Below are 15,948 nucleotides of genomic sequence, written 5' to 3'. Positions count from 1 at the left end.
CCGTATAAGATTCGCGACACAAAATTAGAGGGTGGTAACTTTGTCTTGCCACTCCACACAAATGTCGAACAGGAGAGCGTTCATGCTAAAGAAGTCCATGTTGGCTGCAGCCATTGCCCTAGCCACCGTTTCAGCCCAAGCAGCTGATACTACCCCGTCCATGGAAGAAATGTGGCAGTTGATTCAAACTCAACAGGCCGAAATCAATGCATTAAAAGCCCAGTTGAATCAAACCGATTCCAAGTTGCAACAGACTGAGGTCAAGGTATCGGCGGCGGCGGATGCGATCGAGCAGGGTGTGGTCGGCAGTGAAGCACTGACGCAAGTAGCCTCCTGGGTAGAGAAAACCTCCATCGGCGGTTATGGTGAGCACCACTACAACCATTTTGAAGACAAAAATGATGAAGTTGATGCGCACCGCTTTGTGCTGTATTTCGGTCATCAATTTACCGACAGCGTGCGCTTCTTCTCCGAGTTTGAGCTGGAGCACGGGATAGCCGGTGAAGAGCAGGTCGGTGAGGTTGAGCTGGAGCAGGCCTTCATTGAGTGGGATTACACTCAGAACCACAGTGTCCAGCTGGGTCAGTTTTTGGTGCCGGTGGGGATTCTCAATGAAACTCATGAGCCCGATACCTTTTACGGCACCGAGCGCAACCTGGTGGAAAAAGAGATCATTCCGGCCACTTGGTGGGAAACCGGTGTTCAGCTGAAGGGCGAATTGGCTCCCGGCCTGAACTATAACCTGGCGCTTCACAGTGGCTTGGAAAACGCTGAAGGAAAAATTCGCAGCGGACGCCAGAAGTCGGCCAAAGCGAACGCGGAAGACTTCGCCTACACCGCTCGACTGAAATATACTGGCATAGCCGGACTGGAACTGGCGGCCACAGTTCAGTATCAGGAAGACATCTCCCAGGGCGCACTCACTGAGGCCTCGGCCTGGTTGACGGAAGTGCACGCTGCCTACACTGTAGGGCCTTTTGCCTTGAGAGCCCTTTGGGCCGAATGGGACATCGACGGTGACGAGATTGAACTGCTGGGTCGCGATTCTCAGGATGGCTGGTATCTGGAACCGTCCTACAAGTTCACCGACTCGCTGGGTGTGTTTGCCCGTTACAGTGAATACAATACTACGGCCGGTTTCAGTAATAGTGACGATACCGAAGTGTGGGAATACGGTGTGAATTACTGGCTAACACCAACCGTGGTACTGAAAGCGGACTACACCGACTTCGTCAGTGAAAGCAGTGGTACGGATAAGGACGCACTGAACCTGGGCCTCGGATGGTCTTTCTAGGTTCGGCTGGCTTCCTTAAGTGTGTCTGCTCAGGTGGTGGTAAACTTGCCGTCAGGCAAGTTTGGCTTTGCCGCTAAAGTGGAAGGGCGCCCTTGTGCGTTCTCCCGACAATGAGGTTTCAGGTTTGAACAGGCGTTTGTTTTCCTTGGTTGTCGCTGCTGCTCTTGCGTTCTGCGTCATGAGTGCATGGGCGCAGCGTGGCAGTTTTATGTCCATCGACGAATTGAAATCCCAGGCATTTGCCGGAGAGGATGTGCAATGGCAGATGCTGTGGATCAACAAAAATCAACGGCATCAGATTGAAGCTATTTTAGGCCGCAGCTTTAAATCACTGCGGGTTCGCTATCTGGGTGGCGGCTCCAAAACCCTGTGGGTGTTTGAAGAAATCGGCAAAGAGTTGCCCATTACGGTGGGGGTCGTGGTCGATAACGGCAAGATCACTCAGGTCGAGGTGATGGAATACCGTGAAAGCCGCGGTGGGGAAGTGCGCTATCCGTTTTTTACCCAACAATTTCAAGGGCTGGGGTTGGCGTCCGCAGAGCAAGCCAAGCTGGATGGTTCCATTGACGGGATCACCGGGGCGACCTTATCCGTGCGAGCACTGAAGAAAATCGCTACACTGGCACTCTTTTGTCATCAGCTCACACCTTTTGCCCATGTTCAAAACAACCAGCTCTCAAATCTCTAAAGCCCAAGTGTCTAACGTCTCGCGCAGACATCGCTGGCGTGCCCTGTTGTGGCGCTGGCACCGGCGCATTGGCCTCTGTGTCGCCGTGCTGGTGGTGTTCCTGTCGGTCACAGGCATTCTGTTGAATCACACCAGTGCCTTGCAGCTCGCTCAGCAACCGGTTCGCTCCCTATCGCTGTTGAATTTCTATGGTGTAGATGTTCCGAAAACCCGCAGTTTTTCGGTGGCGGGCCATTGGTTTTCTGGGGATCAGAACCACAACCTCTACTACAACGGTTACAAGCTGGGCTCTTGTCAGGAGAACCTGGCTGGGGTTTTGTTGGTGGGTGATGTCTTCATGGTGGCATGTGATCAAGAGCTCTTGTTTCTGGACAAGGAAGGGAACGTGGTGGAGCGACTAAATCATTTATACGGTTTACCCGTACCCATTGAGCAGCTGGGGCTCTGTGGCGAGAGTGCCTGCCTCCAGGTTGCCGGCGAAACGTTAGTGGTTGATGTGGAGCAGCTGCGCTGGCCTGCTTATTCCGCAGGTGAGGTAAGCTGGAGTCAGGCCGCTGAGTTGCCTGAGGAGATCCGCCAGCGGGTTGTACATGAGCAGCTGGGGTCGTCGTTATCCTGGGAGCGCGTCGTACAAGATCTGCACAGCGGCCGTTTCTTTGGGCGCTGGGGAGTATGGCTATTCGATGCTGCCGCCTTGTTGTTTCTCTTTTTGTCGCTCAGTGGGTTCTGGATTTGGCTGGCCTCACATCGACGCCGCCGCTAGACGCTGATCGACAAGGTGATTGGCTTCCCCCTTTCTTGAACCAGGCGTTGCGACGCTCGACGTCAAGGAGGGGGTGGGAGGGCAGTATGAATTTTTCGTCGGGCGGAAAGCTTAGGCAGAGGTCTATGGTGCCGGTCTTTGCCATTCCCGGGTTTGGCCGATAAAGCCAAACCCGGCTTTGAGCTTCAGGTTATCGCCGTCGAGCCACAATTTACAGTCGTATTCACTGCCGGTCTCGGGATCCAGCACACGGCCATCAACCCACTCATCCTCTGCGGCTTTGAGACCGGTGATGAACACCAGCCCGGCGATGGGCTGGTCATGTTGCTCTCCTTCGCACTCCTGACAGAGGGCACCCTGTTTGGACTCATCATAAAGTTTGACGATGCGGCCGTTGAGTTGATCACCGTTTAAATAGAGTTCAACCAGTGATTGAGCTTTGCCGTTACGGTCGAGGGTATTCCAATGGCCAAGAACAGCCTCGTTACTGGCTATGGACAAAGAGCTGAGCAGCGGTAGGGACAAGCCGGTGAGCAACGTCAAAAGTTGATGCCTGAGCATATGGATTCCTTAACTCTTATTATTTGAGGCACCGCGTTTGAAGATCGGGCTGGTGTTTTAAACATCCGTTGCGGTCAGACTCGCGGTATAATTGCCAATCACTGGCACAGTCTAGCACTCACTTTCTGCGTGGCAAACGCTCAAGGGCGACCACAAAGTCATGCTTCTCTGGGAGGCTTCAGAGCGTCTCAAGGGCGTCTCAAGGGCGTCTTCAGGGCGCGCTAGGCCGTGCTGACAAGGGGTGTTATCACAGTTAATTAAGGTGGGTCGCAGTTGGAAACAAATGCAAACGTCAGTCAGGGCCAGATCATTGCCGAGGTACAGTGCTGGCTGCAGGAGGTGGTGATTGGGCTCAATTTGTGTCCCTTTGCCGCTCGCCCGACAAAATCCGGACAGGTGGCGTTTGTGGTTTCTGAGGCCAGGGCTGAAGAGGCCTTGTTGGAGGATTTGCAGGCTCAGCTGGAAAAACTGGAAGCCACCTCCGCCACGGAACTGGAAACCACCTTGTTGATTGTGCCCCATATGTTGCAGGACTTTATGGATTACAACCTCTACCTGCATTGGGTCGATCAGTTGGTAGCGCGCCGAGGCTGGGAAGGGGAGTTTCAGGTGGCGACGTTTCATCCGGACTATCAGTTTGAGGGGACCTCTGCCGAGGATTCCGAAAACCTGACGAACCGATCACCTTATCCCACTTTTCATTTGTTGCGGGAGGCGAGTCTGGAAAAAATGCTGGCGCGCTTCCCGGGCAGTGATGAGATACCTGAAAACAACATTCGTCGAATGAACCAGCTGACAGATGGAGAAAAGCAGAAACTTTTCCCGTACTTATACTCGCCGTAATAGACCGCGATACCCAATGGCCGAAGCTTAGCTTAGTGCCGCTGAGGCTGTAAGTCGGCCCTGCTTATTTGAGCAGGGTGATTTTATCCGCTTCGATCAAGATGCGCTTGGCCTTGTAGAGACTGCCCAGTGCTTTTTTGTAACTGCCTTTACTGACGTTGAACTGCCGATAGATGTCGTCCGGTGCGCTTTTGTCGGTCAGGTTTGACGTGCCGCCACGGGCCTCCAAATGCTCAATAATTTGTTCCGTCAGCTGCTCTCGCTGCTGCACCGGGGGTAACTGCAGGCTGAGATCGATTTTTTTATCGGGGCGAATGGCTTTGATGTAGCCGGGGGTTCTGGCGCCGTACTTTAACGGTTTAAAGGCATCGTCTTTGAACAACAGTCCCAGATGGGTGTTGTTGATCACCGCTTTGTAGCCCATGTCGGTGCGGCCACATATTTGCAATTTGACCGCTTGTTGAGGCTTAAAAAACAGGGACTCTTCACTCAGGTGACGGTTCAGGCGACTGCTGGCAACGATCCTGTTGGTGTAGGGGTCCAGATACACGTAGACCACATAGGACTTACCTTCCTCCATGGGGTTGCTCTGCTCGTTGTAGGGCACCATCAAGTCCTTGGGCAGGCCCCAATCCAGAAACGCTCCCACGCGGTTGACGTCGGTTACCTTTAAATAGGCGCACTCGCCAACGGTGACTTTTGGCCGTTCGGTTGTGGCAATGATTTCATCTTCGGAATCGAGATAAATAAACACATCCAGCTCGTCACCCACGTCAGTATCGGCAGGGACATAGCGCTTGGGCAAGAGAATATTGCCAAACTTGCCGCCCTCCAGAAACAGACCAAAATCGACCAGTTTGACCACTTTCAAGCGGTTGAATTTACCAATTTGAACCATGGGGGCTTTCCCGCTGAAGACTGAAAGAGCGGAGTGTAAGGCCTGCCCCGTGGGGAGTAAACGCCTGTGTGTTAGAATGGGCGCTTTTGTGAGGCGAAAAATGCGCCAAGGTGTGGGTTGTATGAGACCAGTGGTGAGTGTTGCCGTGGGCAGAAGCGTGAATGGGGAGGGGGACTGGCAGAACTTTGAACGCTTGTCGTGCTGCCTGTCGTCGCAACTGAATATAAAGCCGCGCGTACTGACTATCGACCCCTTAAGTATCGATTGGCACAGCCCGCTGGCACCAGACCATTTTCGCAGCGGCTGCGCCCCTATCGAAGCGTTGGCATTTGCCCGTGAGTTGATTCGCTCTGGTGCGGAGGGCGCGGTGGTGATACGCGGTCGGGATTACCTGAAAAGCGAGTACACCTCCGTCGCTCGTCGACAGGCCATGGCCATCTATGGGGAATCCATACCCCTGACCGAGGCTTACGATCAACTGGCGCATCAATTTATGGCGATTCAGGGGCTGTCTGGCAACGAGTTTTGCCAGCTCCGTGATGCCCTGTACGACAATTACTGCCGGACTTATACGGCTGTCGAAAACCGTACTCATGATTTGCCGGGTGCACGGTGGTTGGAACCGGTCACCGAGTTGTTTCGAGGCGTGGACTGCGCCAATCCAGTGGTGGACTTTGACGGTGCCATGTTGTTGACCAGTGTCTCGTTGGCCCGCGATTTGGGTGTGGGTTCAGGAGATTGTGTTGAAGTTTGCGGTGTGGGGTTGGGGCTTTTATCGGGCGGTGGACCCGAGATGGTTCCGACGATTGCCCGCTACGAACATCTACAAGCCGCTTTCGCTTCGCTGGATCAACAGCTGGAAGCGAGTCTGCCAAGCCTTTTCAAGCGTGACGATTTACTGCTGGAACTCTACACCTGCTACCCGGTGGTGCCGATGGCGGCGCTATTAAACAGCGGGTTGGTGTCAGGCGTGGATGACTTGCTGGCGTTTATCCAGCAAACACCGGTGACTCAAACCGGGGGCATGAACCTGGCGCGAGGTGCCTGGAACAACCCGGCACTGAATGGCTTGATCACCATGCATGAGACTCTGTTGCAACACGGACTCAGGCAAGACGCGTCTGCTTCGCGGCCGTCGGGCACTCGGCGTCACTCACAAGAGGCAACGTTGAGGCATGCCTCTCAGGCTGCTGGTAAAGAGGCCGCAGCGTCACAATACGGGTTGGTTCATGGCAATGGTGGCCTGGGTAACCGCCAGGGTGTGGCCTTACTGTCGCCGTGCCGCTATTAAAGCTCATCGCGGGGTCTTTTCTCGTCAACAGCGGTTGAGGCGAATACCGGTTTGAAAGTCACACCGGTATCGGGAAAATGCTGATCCCGAGACCGACCTGAATCGATGAACTCAAGTCTCTTCTATACTCTAAAGGGTATTGTTAAAAACCGTGTTGATTGGGGAGGACGAGTGGAGTTCATTGGGGAGCCCTTTGTACGATTGCTGACGGCACTGTTGATTGGTGGCGTGATAGGGATGGATCGGGCCTATCGGGGAAGGGCGGCCGGATTTCGAACACATATCTTAGTCTGCCTGGCATCCTGCGTGTCCATGCTGCTGATGGATTTTCAATGGCTAACGGAGGCCACGGAAAACCCCGACGTGATTCGGATGGATCCCGCTCGCATGGCGCAGGGCATCATGACCGGCATTGGTTTTTTAGGCGCTGGCGTCATCATGCAGGATCGGTCTTCGGTGCGGGGGTTGACCACGGCGGCCTCCATCTGGATTACCGCCAGTATCGGTATTGTCGTGGGCACCGGCTATTACGAATTGGCGGTCATCGCGACGCTACTGACCTTAATCACGTTGGCCATTTTCAATAAACTGGTTGATGTCTTGCCCATACGTCGGTATGCCTTTCTGATGATGAAATTTAACCGTGGTGAGCATTGGGTCGAACAAAATATTCGTGAATTGTTGAGCGAGCACGAGATCGTGGTCAGCAGTTTGACCTACAAACTCAGTGATATGGGGCAGTCGCTGGCTTACCAAATGACGGTTCGAACCACTGACTTGAAACGATACAAGGCGGTGGCCGAAGCCTTATTGGATACACCGGCAGTCATAGAATTTAATCTGCGCCCATTGGGCGACTAGTCGGATGCCCGGACCGCAGTCGTCAATTAAACCCGTTCGCTGAAGCCTTCTGGTACAGCATTAAACCCATGTTCACCGGTTGCTCTTCTGGATTACCAGGTGTCGATGTAACGCAGTTTTTTCCCTCTTCGCGGGCTGGCTGGAGCTGCGCTTTTGACGCCGCGAATGATCCACTTTCGAGACTCCGCCGGATCAATCACTTCATCGACTTCCAATGTGCTGGCCATGTTGATAGCTTTGCCTTTCTCATACGCATTTGCGACCAGTTTGTCGAACAGGGCGTTGCGCTCTTCGATGGTGGCTGTTGCCTCCAGTTCTTTCTTGAACCCCAGGCGAATGGCGCCTTCCAGTCCCATGGCTCCAAACTCCCCGGTGGGCCAGGCAACGGTGAAAACCCCGGCGTGGAAATTGCCTCCGGTCATGGCCATGGCGCCGAGGCCGTAACCTTTGCGCAACACAATGTTGAACACGGGGATATCCATATTGGCCGCGGTGACGAACATGCGAGAGAAATGCCGCACCTGAGCGGATTTCTCCGCCTCGGGACCCACCATGAACCCCGGGGTGTCACAGAGGTTGATCAGGGGCAGATCAAACGCGTCACACAATTTCATGAAACGGGTGGCTTTATCGGCTGCGGGGGTGTCGATGGCTCCGCCCAGGTGACGGGAATTGTTGGCGATCAGACCCAATGGCCGACCTTCGATGCGGATCAGGCTGGTGATCACGCCTGAGCCAAAACCGGCGCGTAATTCGAGTGTCGAGTCAACATCTGCCAGCGATTCGATAACGCTCCGAACGTCATAACTGCGCAGGCGATTTTCAGGAATCAGGTGTCGAAGTTGACGTTGGTCAGAAGCCTCCCAGTTCGGCGTTGAGCCTTGAAAATAGGAGAGGTATTGTCTGGCTGCGGTGACGGCTTCGGTTTCGTCTTCCACCAGAATGTCAATTACGCCATTGGCGGCCTGAACGTCACTGGGACCGACTTCGGTGGCCTCGAAGGAACCCAGCCCACCGCCTTCGATCATGGCGGGACCGGCCATGCCAATGTTAGAGTCACGGGTGGCAATTATCACATCGCTGCAGCCAAGAATGGCCGCGTTACCGGCAAAGCAGCGCCCTGCGGTAATGCCCACGATGGGTGCCTGGCCGGATAGGGTGGCCAATGAGCTCCAGGTATCGAGATCCAATCCGGCAATGACGGGGTAATCGGTGTCGCCGGGTCGACCGCCGCCACCCTCAGTAAAAAAGACCAGCGGCATCTTTTGTTGATTGGCGAGGCGCAACATGCGATCGGTTTTTTTGTGGTTCATGGCGCCCTGAGTACCGGCAAACACCGTGTAATCGTAAGACATGACGAGGCAGCGACTTTTGTCTTCACTGAACAGGTCGCCATTGATGCTGGCAGTGCCTGCCACCAAACCGTCGGCAGGGCTGATGTCAATCAGTTCCTCAAGGCTTCGGCGACGCCTTTGGGCGGCAATGGTGAGCGAGCCGTATTCTTGAAAGCTGTCCGGGTCCACAAGATCAGCAATGTTCTCCCTGGCGGTGCGCAAGCCTTTTTGATGGCGCTTGGCAATGGCCTGGGGCCTGGCCCGATCTTCGGTTTTTGCTTTACGCTCGAAAAACTCCTGCAGATCAGGACGAATGTAATCCAGGTTGATGTGCACTTCTTCGCTGCTGAGGCCTGCACGTTGATGATCCATTTCGAGGTACAACAAGTGTGCGTCCTGGGACACCGCGTCACCGGCCTGGAAGTCAATTCGTTGCACAATGCCGCTGACGTGGGCGGTAATCACGTGCTCCATTTTCATGGCTTCAACCACCGCGATGGACTGGCCAGCCAGCACCGTATCGCCCTCACGGACGGAGATTTCGACCACCACTGCTTGCATCGGTGTCGCGACCCCGGACCAGTGTTCCGGCACGCTGGGTTCCTGGCGCGCCGGATGAGGAGGTACGCGATTGTCTTTGGTGTTGTTCGAATCGCTGTATAAGGGCTTAAAAGGATGAGCGGAAAGATTCAGCTCTCTGATGTGTTCATCAATAAACTGCGTGCTGATCTGGTTGCTGGCAACCTGCGGGTGAGTCAGCAGGGCGTAAAGCAGGGAAATGTTGGTGTCTATGCCTTCGATAGAGCACTCGCGCAGACTGCGTTCGGCTTTGCGAAGAACATCGGAAAATTCATTGGAGGCAGAGTGAACAATCAGTTTGGCCAGTAAGGAATCGTAATAGGGACTGCTTGTAAACCCACTGAATCCGCAGCTGTCGATACGTATGCCGGGGCCGCTGGCCAGCTCAAAGCGACTGATTTCACCCCCGGAGGGAGTGATGTTGCCCTCACAGTCCATGGATTCGGTATTGATGCGGGCCTGCAGGGCAAAACCTTTGGGCGGCGCAATTTCTGACTGGCTGAGGTGCAGTTCAGCCAGGGACAGACCTTGTGCGACTTGTATTTGTGCTTGCACCAGATCAACGCCATACACGCTTTCGGTCACAGTGTGTTCCACCTGTACCCGGGGGTTGGCTTCCATAAAATAGAATAGCTGGGTGTCGACATCGATTAAAAATTCAAACGTGCCCAAACCGCGATAGTTTAAGCTGTCGGCCAGAGTCACGGCCGCAGCGCACAGCTGTTCCCGCAATGCCCTCGAAATGCTTGGGCTTGGGGCCACTTCGATGAGTTTTTGGTGACGGCGCTGCAGGCTGCACTCACGTTCCCCAAAGTGGCTAACGTGCCCCTGACCATCGCCAAGAATCTGAATTTCAATATGGCGGGCGTTGACGACTTTCTGCTCGAGATAGACATCTGCCTGGCCGAAGGCCGCCAGCGCTTCTGACTGACAGCGTTTGAATTCTTCTTCCAGCTGCCCCGGCTGATGGACCGTTCGCATGCCGCGGCCACCGCCTCCGGCAATGGCCTTGATCATAACCGCCGCACGGGATCCGGACGTTTCCATGAGGTTGGTGTAGAAGGTTTTCGCCTCCTCAAGAGTGACGGCAGCCTGGGTGCCATGCAACAAAGGGACGCCGCAGTGGATGGCCAGCGCCCGGGCGCTGGCCTTATTGCCGAGGGCGTCCAGAGTGTCCGCGGTTGGCCCCACAAAGATCAAACCGTTGTCTGCGCAGGCCTGGGCGAATTCCCGGTTTTCACTGAGGAAACCGTAGCCGGGATGAATGGCATAGCAACGGTGCTGCCTTGCCAATTCGATGATTTGCGGGATATCCAGATAGGCGCTGACACCTTGACCGCTTAATGGAATGGCTTCATCGGCTTTGCGAGGGTGCAGGGCGTTCAGGTCATCTTCGCTGTAGAGCGCTACCGAGGTCATGTTCAGCTCTGACGCAGCTCTGGCTATTCGAATGGCAATTTCACCGCGGTTGGCGATCATCAGGCGCTGGATGTTCATGATAGGGGTAAGTCCTTATTGGTGGGTCCGGCCCGAATGTTTACACGCTCGCGCCTCAGGTGCAAGCCGGACAAAACCCGGACAAAAAAATACCCGCCTGAGCGGGTATTTGGGGGGCGCTTGGGACGTACATCCCTGTGGCTTTCTCGCAGCTGACGGGAGCTCTCTCGAAAGCCTTGCAGCGCGAACTTATAAGTTGATGATGTCCAGTCCCAGCGCCTTCATTTTGTCCTGTTGACTGGGGCCGGTCACGACCGCCACGCTGGCCTTGTCAGGTTGCAAGTACGTTGTTGCAACGCGCTTCAGGTCCTCTATGGTGACTTCCAGTACCTGCTGACGGAAGGCTTCACGTTTCTCTTTCGTGCGTCCGAACAGTTCCGCGTGGAAGGTTTGTTTGGCTTCTCCCGCGGGTGAACTGGGTTTGTCCAGCGAGCTGATGACCCCCAGAATCGATTCCTCCAGAGGTTGGTATTCGTGCTCTTCACTCAAGAGCCAGTCAATAGACTGGTCAAAATCCTGCAAGGTCTCTTCCAGGCGTGGGTCGCGGTAGGAAAACAGGCGGAAAGAAGCAACGTTGCTGTCTTGTGCCGCGCCGCCACCGTACGCGCCACCCTGTTCACGTATTGCCCGGTGCAAGTAGCCGTTGCGCAGGAAGCCACCCAAAACCGTCAGTGCCGCAGCATCCGGGTGCTCCATCGGTACCGTTGGGTAGGCTTTGGCGCAGAAGTTAACCTGAGTGTTGGTGATCCAGGCTTGCGTGATCTTCTCGCTGATGGGATCGAGAGAGAAGGGCGCACATTCCTCGGGTTGAGCCGTTGGCCATTGTTGCTCAATGGCTTTTTGGTAATCCGCCAGGGCTTCGGGCTCTGACACCAACAGGTATTGGCGCGGTGCGTTCAGCACAACGGTATGGATTTCGTCCAGCTGCTTGGCAAAGGCTTTCAGCTGCTCAGGGTCTTTCAGGGACTCATCCAGCTTTTTGATGCTTTGAATGCCCGCCAAGCCATTGAGTTTGTGAGAGATCTGGGCGGATGGGCTCATGCCGGCACTGGCGGCGGCCATGGCCAGGCTGTGACCGTTGCCGGTGACACTCTGCTCGCGGCGAGCGCGAACCTGGGACACCAGCTCTTTCAAGCGGTCGGTTTCGTCAAAGCGCACATCGTTTAACGTGGCCCACATGAGTTCACTCAGGCCCGGTTGCTGGGCTTTCAGGGCTTTGGCCGACAGGGTCAGGTTGGCCTGAACTTTTTGCACGTCGTCGCTGGCGCCGCGAATGGACGTGTACGCTGAAATAGAGCCCGCCACCTTGGCTTGCCAGCGCTGAACGTCCAGATAGGATTTATCGCCAATGCCGAGTTCGGTGAGGAACATGCCGTAGTAGGACAGGGTCTGTAGTTGTTCTTCGCTGAGTTTGGGCAGCTCGATAATGATTTGTTGATACACCAGGCCGTTGGTGCCTGCGGCATAATTCGTCAGGGGGGTGGGCAGTTTCTCGACGCTGTGGTGCGGGGTGTAGTGCATGCTCTTGGGAATGTCGTCGAGACCCACTTTCGGGAGAATACTGTCGTCATCGATTTGTACCTGCCGGGCTTGCAGGGCTTCCGCCTGTTTCACGATTGCCTGCTTTTCCTCAGCGCTGAGCTGGGCTTTGATGCTCGCCAGACGCGCCGTTTCGGCAGCTGATTTACGGTTGGCCAGTTGGGCATCAGGGCGCAGAGTGAGACGCACCCGATGTTGATTTTCCAGCAGCAGCTGACGTGCGAGGCCTTTAATGAACTCCGGGTCTTTGATGTCTTTATGGAGTTTTTCCAGCGCCGGGTCGAGGTTGAGCAAGCCAATCGGGTCGCCGCGGTGGGTGGTTGACGTGAGCGCGGTCATGATGATTTGCAGCCCGTAAGGGTAGGAGTCGCCACCGACTTCGCGTTGATGCAATTCCAGCTGTTGCAGCGCGGCGTTCAGGTCCTCGTAGTCAATACCTTCGTTGGCCACCTTTTCGATCACGTCGAGAATCATGGCTTCGACCTGATCGGCCTTATCCGTATCGCTGCCCTCCAGGCCACAGACAAACGTCAGTTCTTTCTGTGAGTCGTCAAGACCGCACAAGGGAGATGGCGCCGCCCCCAGGGTTGACGTTTCCAGGGCGTGCTGTAACGGCGAGGCGCTGTTGTCGAGCAGAATACTGGCCAGCAGTTGGGCTTCCAGGGTTTCTTGCAGGTTGGTGCTTTTGCCCAGTAGCCAGGCCAAAACGACGTGAGTCTTGCCCTTCAGGTCACTGCCTTCTTCGGCCGGGTAGGCCTCTTCCACTCGAATCGGTGCCAAATAACGTTGTTCATCCGGCACGGAGATCACTTTGTCCAGCTTGTCGAAGCGGCTCAGGGCCTGCTCTTCAAACTTGCTCTGCAGCTCAGCGGCAGGAATGTCCCCATAGGTCATAAACACCGCGTTGCTGGGGTGGTAATGGGTTTTGTAAAAATTTTGCAGCTGCTCGTAGGTCAGATTCGGAATGGCTTCGGGGTCACCGCCGCTGTTGTAGTGGTAGGTGTTGCTGGGGAACACATACTTGCACAGGGTCTGCCACAGTTGCGACGGCACCGAGCTCATGGCGCCTTTCATTTCGTTGAATACGACTCCCTTGTAGACCAGGTCGGAGTCTGGATTTCCCGCTTCGGCAAAATCAAAGCGGTGACCTTCCTGGGCAAAATCCAGTGGATCGAGGCGGGAAAAGAAAACCGCATCCAGGTAGACGTCCAACAGGTTGTTGAAATCTTTGCGGTTTTGGCTGGCAAAGGGATAGGCAGTCCAGTCGGAACTGGTGAAGGCATTCATGAACGTGTTGAGTGAGCGACGGATCATCATAAAGAAGGGATCGCGTACCGGGTATTTTTCGCTGCCACACAGGGCCGTATGCTCCAGGATATGCGCGACCCCGGTGGAATCCTGAGGGACGGTTCGCAGGGCGACCAGAAACACATTTTCATTGTTGTCTGAGGCAATATGGATGTGTTGCGCGCCGGTGGCGCGGTGGCGATATTCCTCTACGGTGACTTGCAGGGAATCAATGGGTTGGCTGCGTAATTTCTCAAAAGCCGGGTGTGCTACTGTCATTCGTTAACCTCAGGGTATGTCGCTTGGCATCACTGTTTAGCAGTTTTTGCCGGTCACTGTTGCACCGGTACAGGATGCGTCTCAGCGTTAAGTGTAACTCACTCGGCGGAGCAGGGTCACGGGATAAGCCCAAATGGGGAGCCGAGAAGGCAGCAGGAGATCTATTCTGTCGGTGCGTGTGGGTTTTGCTGGCTAAGCCTGATCAAGTATTGATCAAAGGCCTGCAGAATGGGCAGGCTGTGGCTGGCGCTTTTTTCGGCTTGGCTTATGGCGGCGCAGACGGCTTCCAGAGTGGAGAGCTGGCCTGGCTTTTCGGCTTTGCGGATCGAGTAGCGGCCGGGTCCCGGGGCGGTAAGCGGGTAGGGCCGGAGTTCGGACAGCCACGGATTGAGATAGAGTAATTTGCGGGCCTTGCGCCAGGTACCGTCCAGAACCAGCAGTCGCAATTGCCCCGCAGTGGGGACATGTAGCCTGTTTGACCCCATGTCCTGAGCCGGGGCTGGCTGCAGCTGGTCAGTTGGAAACAGCAGTTGTAACTGACGGGCAGTGGGGCCAACCCTTTTCTCAAAGTCGCAGCGGTTAAGCGTTTCGGCAATGATCAACTGGCTGTTGGTCAGGCAGCGCGCCAAGAGAGGAACCGTCCCCTTGGCGTGTCCGGCCTCGCTGGGGTGCTGCCAGATGATGACTTCAACGGCCGGTGTAACGTTAACCACCAGGTCGCAAAAACAGCGGGCCAGAGGCGTCTTGCACTTTGCGCATATGGGGCGTGCCATTACCGCTCATCCTGTTTAAAATCACCGGGTTAGATACCGATATGAATATGATGCAGCCACTAAGATCAGGTCATCTGCATGGTACACTAGCGGTGTTCAGATGTTGATGTCATTGGGGAATATCTCTGCGTGGTGAGGGGCAGGGCAAAGCCAGATGGTCACAGAAAGGTTCAGAACTTGAGGGGTGAAGATTGAAAGCGTATTTGATGGAGCATATGACGGATTGGGTCAATCTGGGGTGTCTGGTCTGGTTTTTGGGTTGCTGGGTCGGTTACAGCCGTTTTGCCCGGCATATGGCCAAAAGAACCGACTGCTTGGCGTCGGTGATGCACAGCTTTCGATTGGCCTGGATGCGTGAAGTGTTGTTCCGTGAAATAAGAATGCCGGATGCCTCGATCATTGCCAATCTTGAGCGCAGTGTGTCGTTTATGGCTTCAACCACCATTCTGGTGTTGGCCGGTATTGTGACGGTTCTGGCTTCGTCGGATCAGGTCTACGGCTTGCTGCAGCACCTCCCCTTTGTTGCCGCCACCACGTCTGCGCAATTGCAATTTAAATTGTTGGTGCTGGTGTTTATATTTGTTTACGCTTTTTTTACCTTCACCTGGTCGTTGCGGCAATTCAGTTTTTGCAATGTGATTTTGGGCGCGACTCCCATCTTTAAACCAGGGGATATTGACCAGGCTCAGCGCGACACCTATGCCCGGCACACCGGCAAGGTGCTGGATCAGGCCTCTCACAGTTATAATTTTGGGTTGCGGGCGTATTATTTTTCGATGGCCATGCTGGCCTGGTTTATTCATCCGCTGGCCTTTGTGCTGGCGGTGGCCTTAGTGGTTGCGATTCTGTATCGACGTGAGTTCCACTCGCGCACCCTTCACGCCATGGTTGAAGTGAGTCAGGACTGGGGTAAGCCTACAGCCCCAGATGATCATGCCAGTTGAGGCTTTTTTGTTGATCGATCAAGGCCAGTTTTTGAAGCCTGGAAAGTTTCTTGATGGCGGCCTCTCGCTGGCTGGCCGTGGACCGATTGAAGCCGGTTTCCAGGTGCAGCAACTTTTGGGGTGAACGTCCGCGAAAAAACTTGGCACCTTGCCGCGTGTGGCAATGGGCGTGCCAGCGTTTTTTGATGTCCGTGGTAATGCCCGTGTAGAGGCGGCCATCGCTGCTGAGGATAATGTAAACGCACCAAGGTGTGGCGGGATCGTCAGACATGAATGCCGTGTTCCATAATACCAAGTTCTACAATACCAAGTTCCACAATACAAAGTTCCACAATACCAAGTTCCACAATACAAAGTTCCACAATACCAAGCTCCATAGTACAACGTTCCATAAAAACCGGAGCACAGTGTCTCCGTTTTAACTTTCCTTTTCCAGACTGAATCGCCATGGCCACACCAAAACCACCCTGCAAACCGAAAAAAATAGCCCTCAAAGCTAAAAGCCTATGCGTCGAAC

14 protein-coding genes are annotated in these 15,948 nt (G+C 54.8%); 8 read left to right on the top strand and 6 right to left on the bottom strand.

Annotation, left to right across the window (positions count from 1 at the left end; genetic code table 11):
- Positions 1 to 82 precede the first annotated feature (82 nt).
- From G8770_RS08250 to G8770_RS08240, 3 genes are all read left to right on the top strand, one after another.
- Positions 83 to 1,294, top strand: coding sequence for a porin (locus tag G8770_RS08250; RefSeq protein WP_167184563.1), 1,212 nt, complete (start codon positions 83 to 85; stop codon positions 1,292 to 1,294).
- 178 nt (positions 1,295 to 1,472) lie between these two features.
- Complete coding sequence (locus G8770_RS08245) at positions 1,473 to 1,982, top strand: FMN-binding protein (RefSeq protein ID WP_167184561.1); 510 nt, start codon at positions 1,473 to 1,475, stop codon at positions 1,980 to 1,982.
- 7 nt (positions 1,983 to 1,989) lie between these two features.
- Entirely contained in the window at positions 1,990 to 2,745 is a 756-nt protein-coding gene (locus tag G8770_RS08240) for a PepSY domain-containing protein (RefSeq protein ID WP_167184559.1), read from the top strand.
- Between the two features lie 123 nt (positions 2,746 to 2,868).
- Here the strand turns inward: G8770_RS08240 and G8770_RS08235 are convergent, their stop codons facing one another.
- The gene (locus G8770_RS08235; RefSeq protein ID WP_167184557.1) at positions 2,869 to 3,306 is read right to left on the bottom strand and encodes a DUF2147 domain-containing protein; all 438 of its coding nucleotides are present in this window, start codon (positions 3,304 to 3,306) and stop codon (positions 2,869 to 2,871) included.
- 273 nt (positions 3,307 to 3,579) lie between these two features.
- Between G8770_RS08235 and G8770_RS08230 the strand changes: the two genes are divergently transcribed.
- Complete coding sequence (locus G8770_RS08230) at positions 3,580 to 4,149, top strand: DUF1415 domain-containing protein (RefSeq protein ID WP_167184555.1); 570 nt, start codon at positions 3,580 to 3,582, stop codon at positions 4,147 to 4,149.
- 64 nt (positions 4,150 to 4,213) lie between these two features.
- Here G8770_RS08230 and G8770_RS08225 read toward each other — a convergent pair whose 3' ends face one another.
- The gene (locus G8770_RS08225; protein ID WP_167184553.1) at positions 4,214 to 5,047 is read right to left on the bottom strand and encodes a CvfB family protein; all 834 of its coding nucleotides are present in this window, start codon (positions 5,045 to 5,047) and stop codon (positions 4,214 to 4,216) included.
- A gap of 121 nt (positions 5,048 to 5,168) precedes the next feature.
- Between G8770_RS08225 and G8770_RS08220 the strand changes: the two genes are divergently transcribed.
- Both G8770_RS08220 and G8770_RS08215 read left to right on the top strand, forming a co-directional pair.
- Positions 5,169 to 6,338 (top strand): hypothetical protein, encoded by a 1,170-nt coding sequence (locus G8770_RS08220; RefSeq protein ID WP_167184551.1) that lies wholly within the window; start codon positions 5,169 to 5,171, stop codon positions 6,336 to 6,338.
- A 171-nt stretch (positions 6,339 to 6,509) separates the two neighbouring features.
- A complete protein-coding gene (locus G8770_RS08215) occupies positions 6,510 to 7,199 on the top strand; it encodes an MgtC/SapB family protein (protein ID WP_208022121.1) in 690 nt (229 codons plus the stop codon).
- 92 nt (positions 7,200 to 7,291) lie between these two features.
- Here the strand turns inward: G8770_RS08215 and G8770_RS08210 are convergent, their stop codons facing one another.
- The 3 genes from G8770_RS08210 to G8770_RS08200 form a co-directional block, all read right to left on the bottom strand.
- Positions 7,292 to 10,609, bottom strand: coding sequence for a carboxyl transferase domain-containing protein (locus tag G8770_RS08210; RefSeq protein ID WP_167184547.1), 3,318 nt, complete (start codon positions 10,607 to 10,609; stop codon positions 7,292 to 7,294).
- A gap of 189 nt (positions 10,610 to 10,798) precedes the next feature.
- Positions 10,799 to 13,714: an insulinase family protein gene (locus G8770_RS08205; RefSeq protein ID WP_167184545.1), complete on the bottom strand. Its 2,916-nt coding sequence runs from the start codon at positions 13,712 to 13,714 to the stop codon at positions 10,799 to 10,801.
- Between the two features lie 161 nt (positions 13,715 to 13,875).
- Positions 13,876 to 14,487 carry a tRNA-uridine aminocarboxypropyltransferase gene (locus tag G8770_RS08200; RefSeq protein ID WP_167184543.1) on the bottom strand — a complete coding sequence of 204 codons (612 nt, stop codon included), beginning with the start codon at positions 14,485 to 14,487 and terminating at the stop codon, positions 13,876 to 13,878.
- Between the two features lie 191 nt (positions 14,488 to 14,678).
- Between G8770_RS08200 and G8770_RS08195 the strand changes: the two genes are divergently transcribed.
- Positions 14,679 to 15,431: a DUF599 domain-containing protein gene (locus G8770_RS08195; RefSeq protein WP_208022120.1), complete on the top strand. Its 753-nt coding sequence runs from the start codon at positions 14,679 to 14,681 to the stop codon at positions 15,429 to 15,431.
- On the opposite strand, the gene G8770_RS08190 is transcribed toward G8770_RS08195, so the two are convergent.
- Entirely contained in the window at positions 15,403 to 15,702 is a 300-nt protein-coding gene (locus G8770_RS08190) for a GIY-YIG nuclease family protein (protein WP_167184540.1), read from the bottom strand. The two genes, G8770_RS08195 and G8770_RS08190, sit on opposite strands and share 29 nt — an antisense overlap.
- Here G8770_RS08190 and G8770_RS24620 point away from each other — a divergent pair.
- The gene (locus G8770_RS24620) at positions 15,701 to 15,853 is read left to right on the top strand and encodes a pentapeptide repeat-containing protein (protein ID WP_167184537.1); all 153 of its coding nucleotides are present in this window, start codon (positions 15,701 to 15,703) and stop codon (positions 15,851 to 15,853) included. The genes G8770_RS08190 and G8770_RS24620 overlap by 2 nt on opposite strands.
- Positions 15,854 to 15,948 lie beyond the last annotated feature (95 nt).

The sequence above is a fragment of the Pseudomaricurvus hydrocarbonicus genome (assembly GCF_011602365.1).
Lineage (GTDB): Bacteria > Pseudomonadota > Gammaproteobacteria > Pseudomonadales > Cellvibrionaceae > Pseudomaricurvus > Pseudomaricurvus hydrocarbonicus.
The sequence above is the reverse complement of the archived record's forward strand: the minus strand, read 5'-3'. Positions and strand labels throughout refer to the sequence as shown.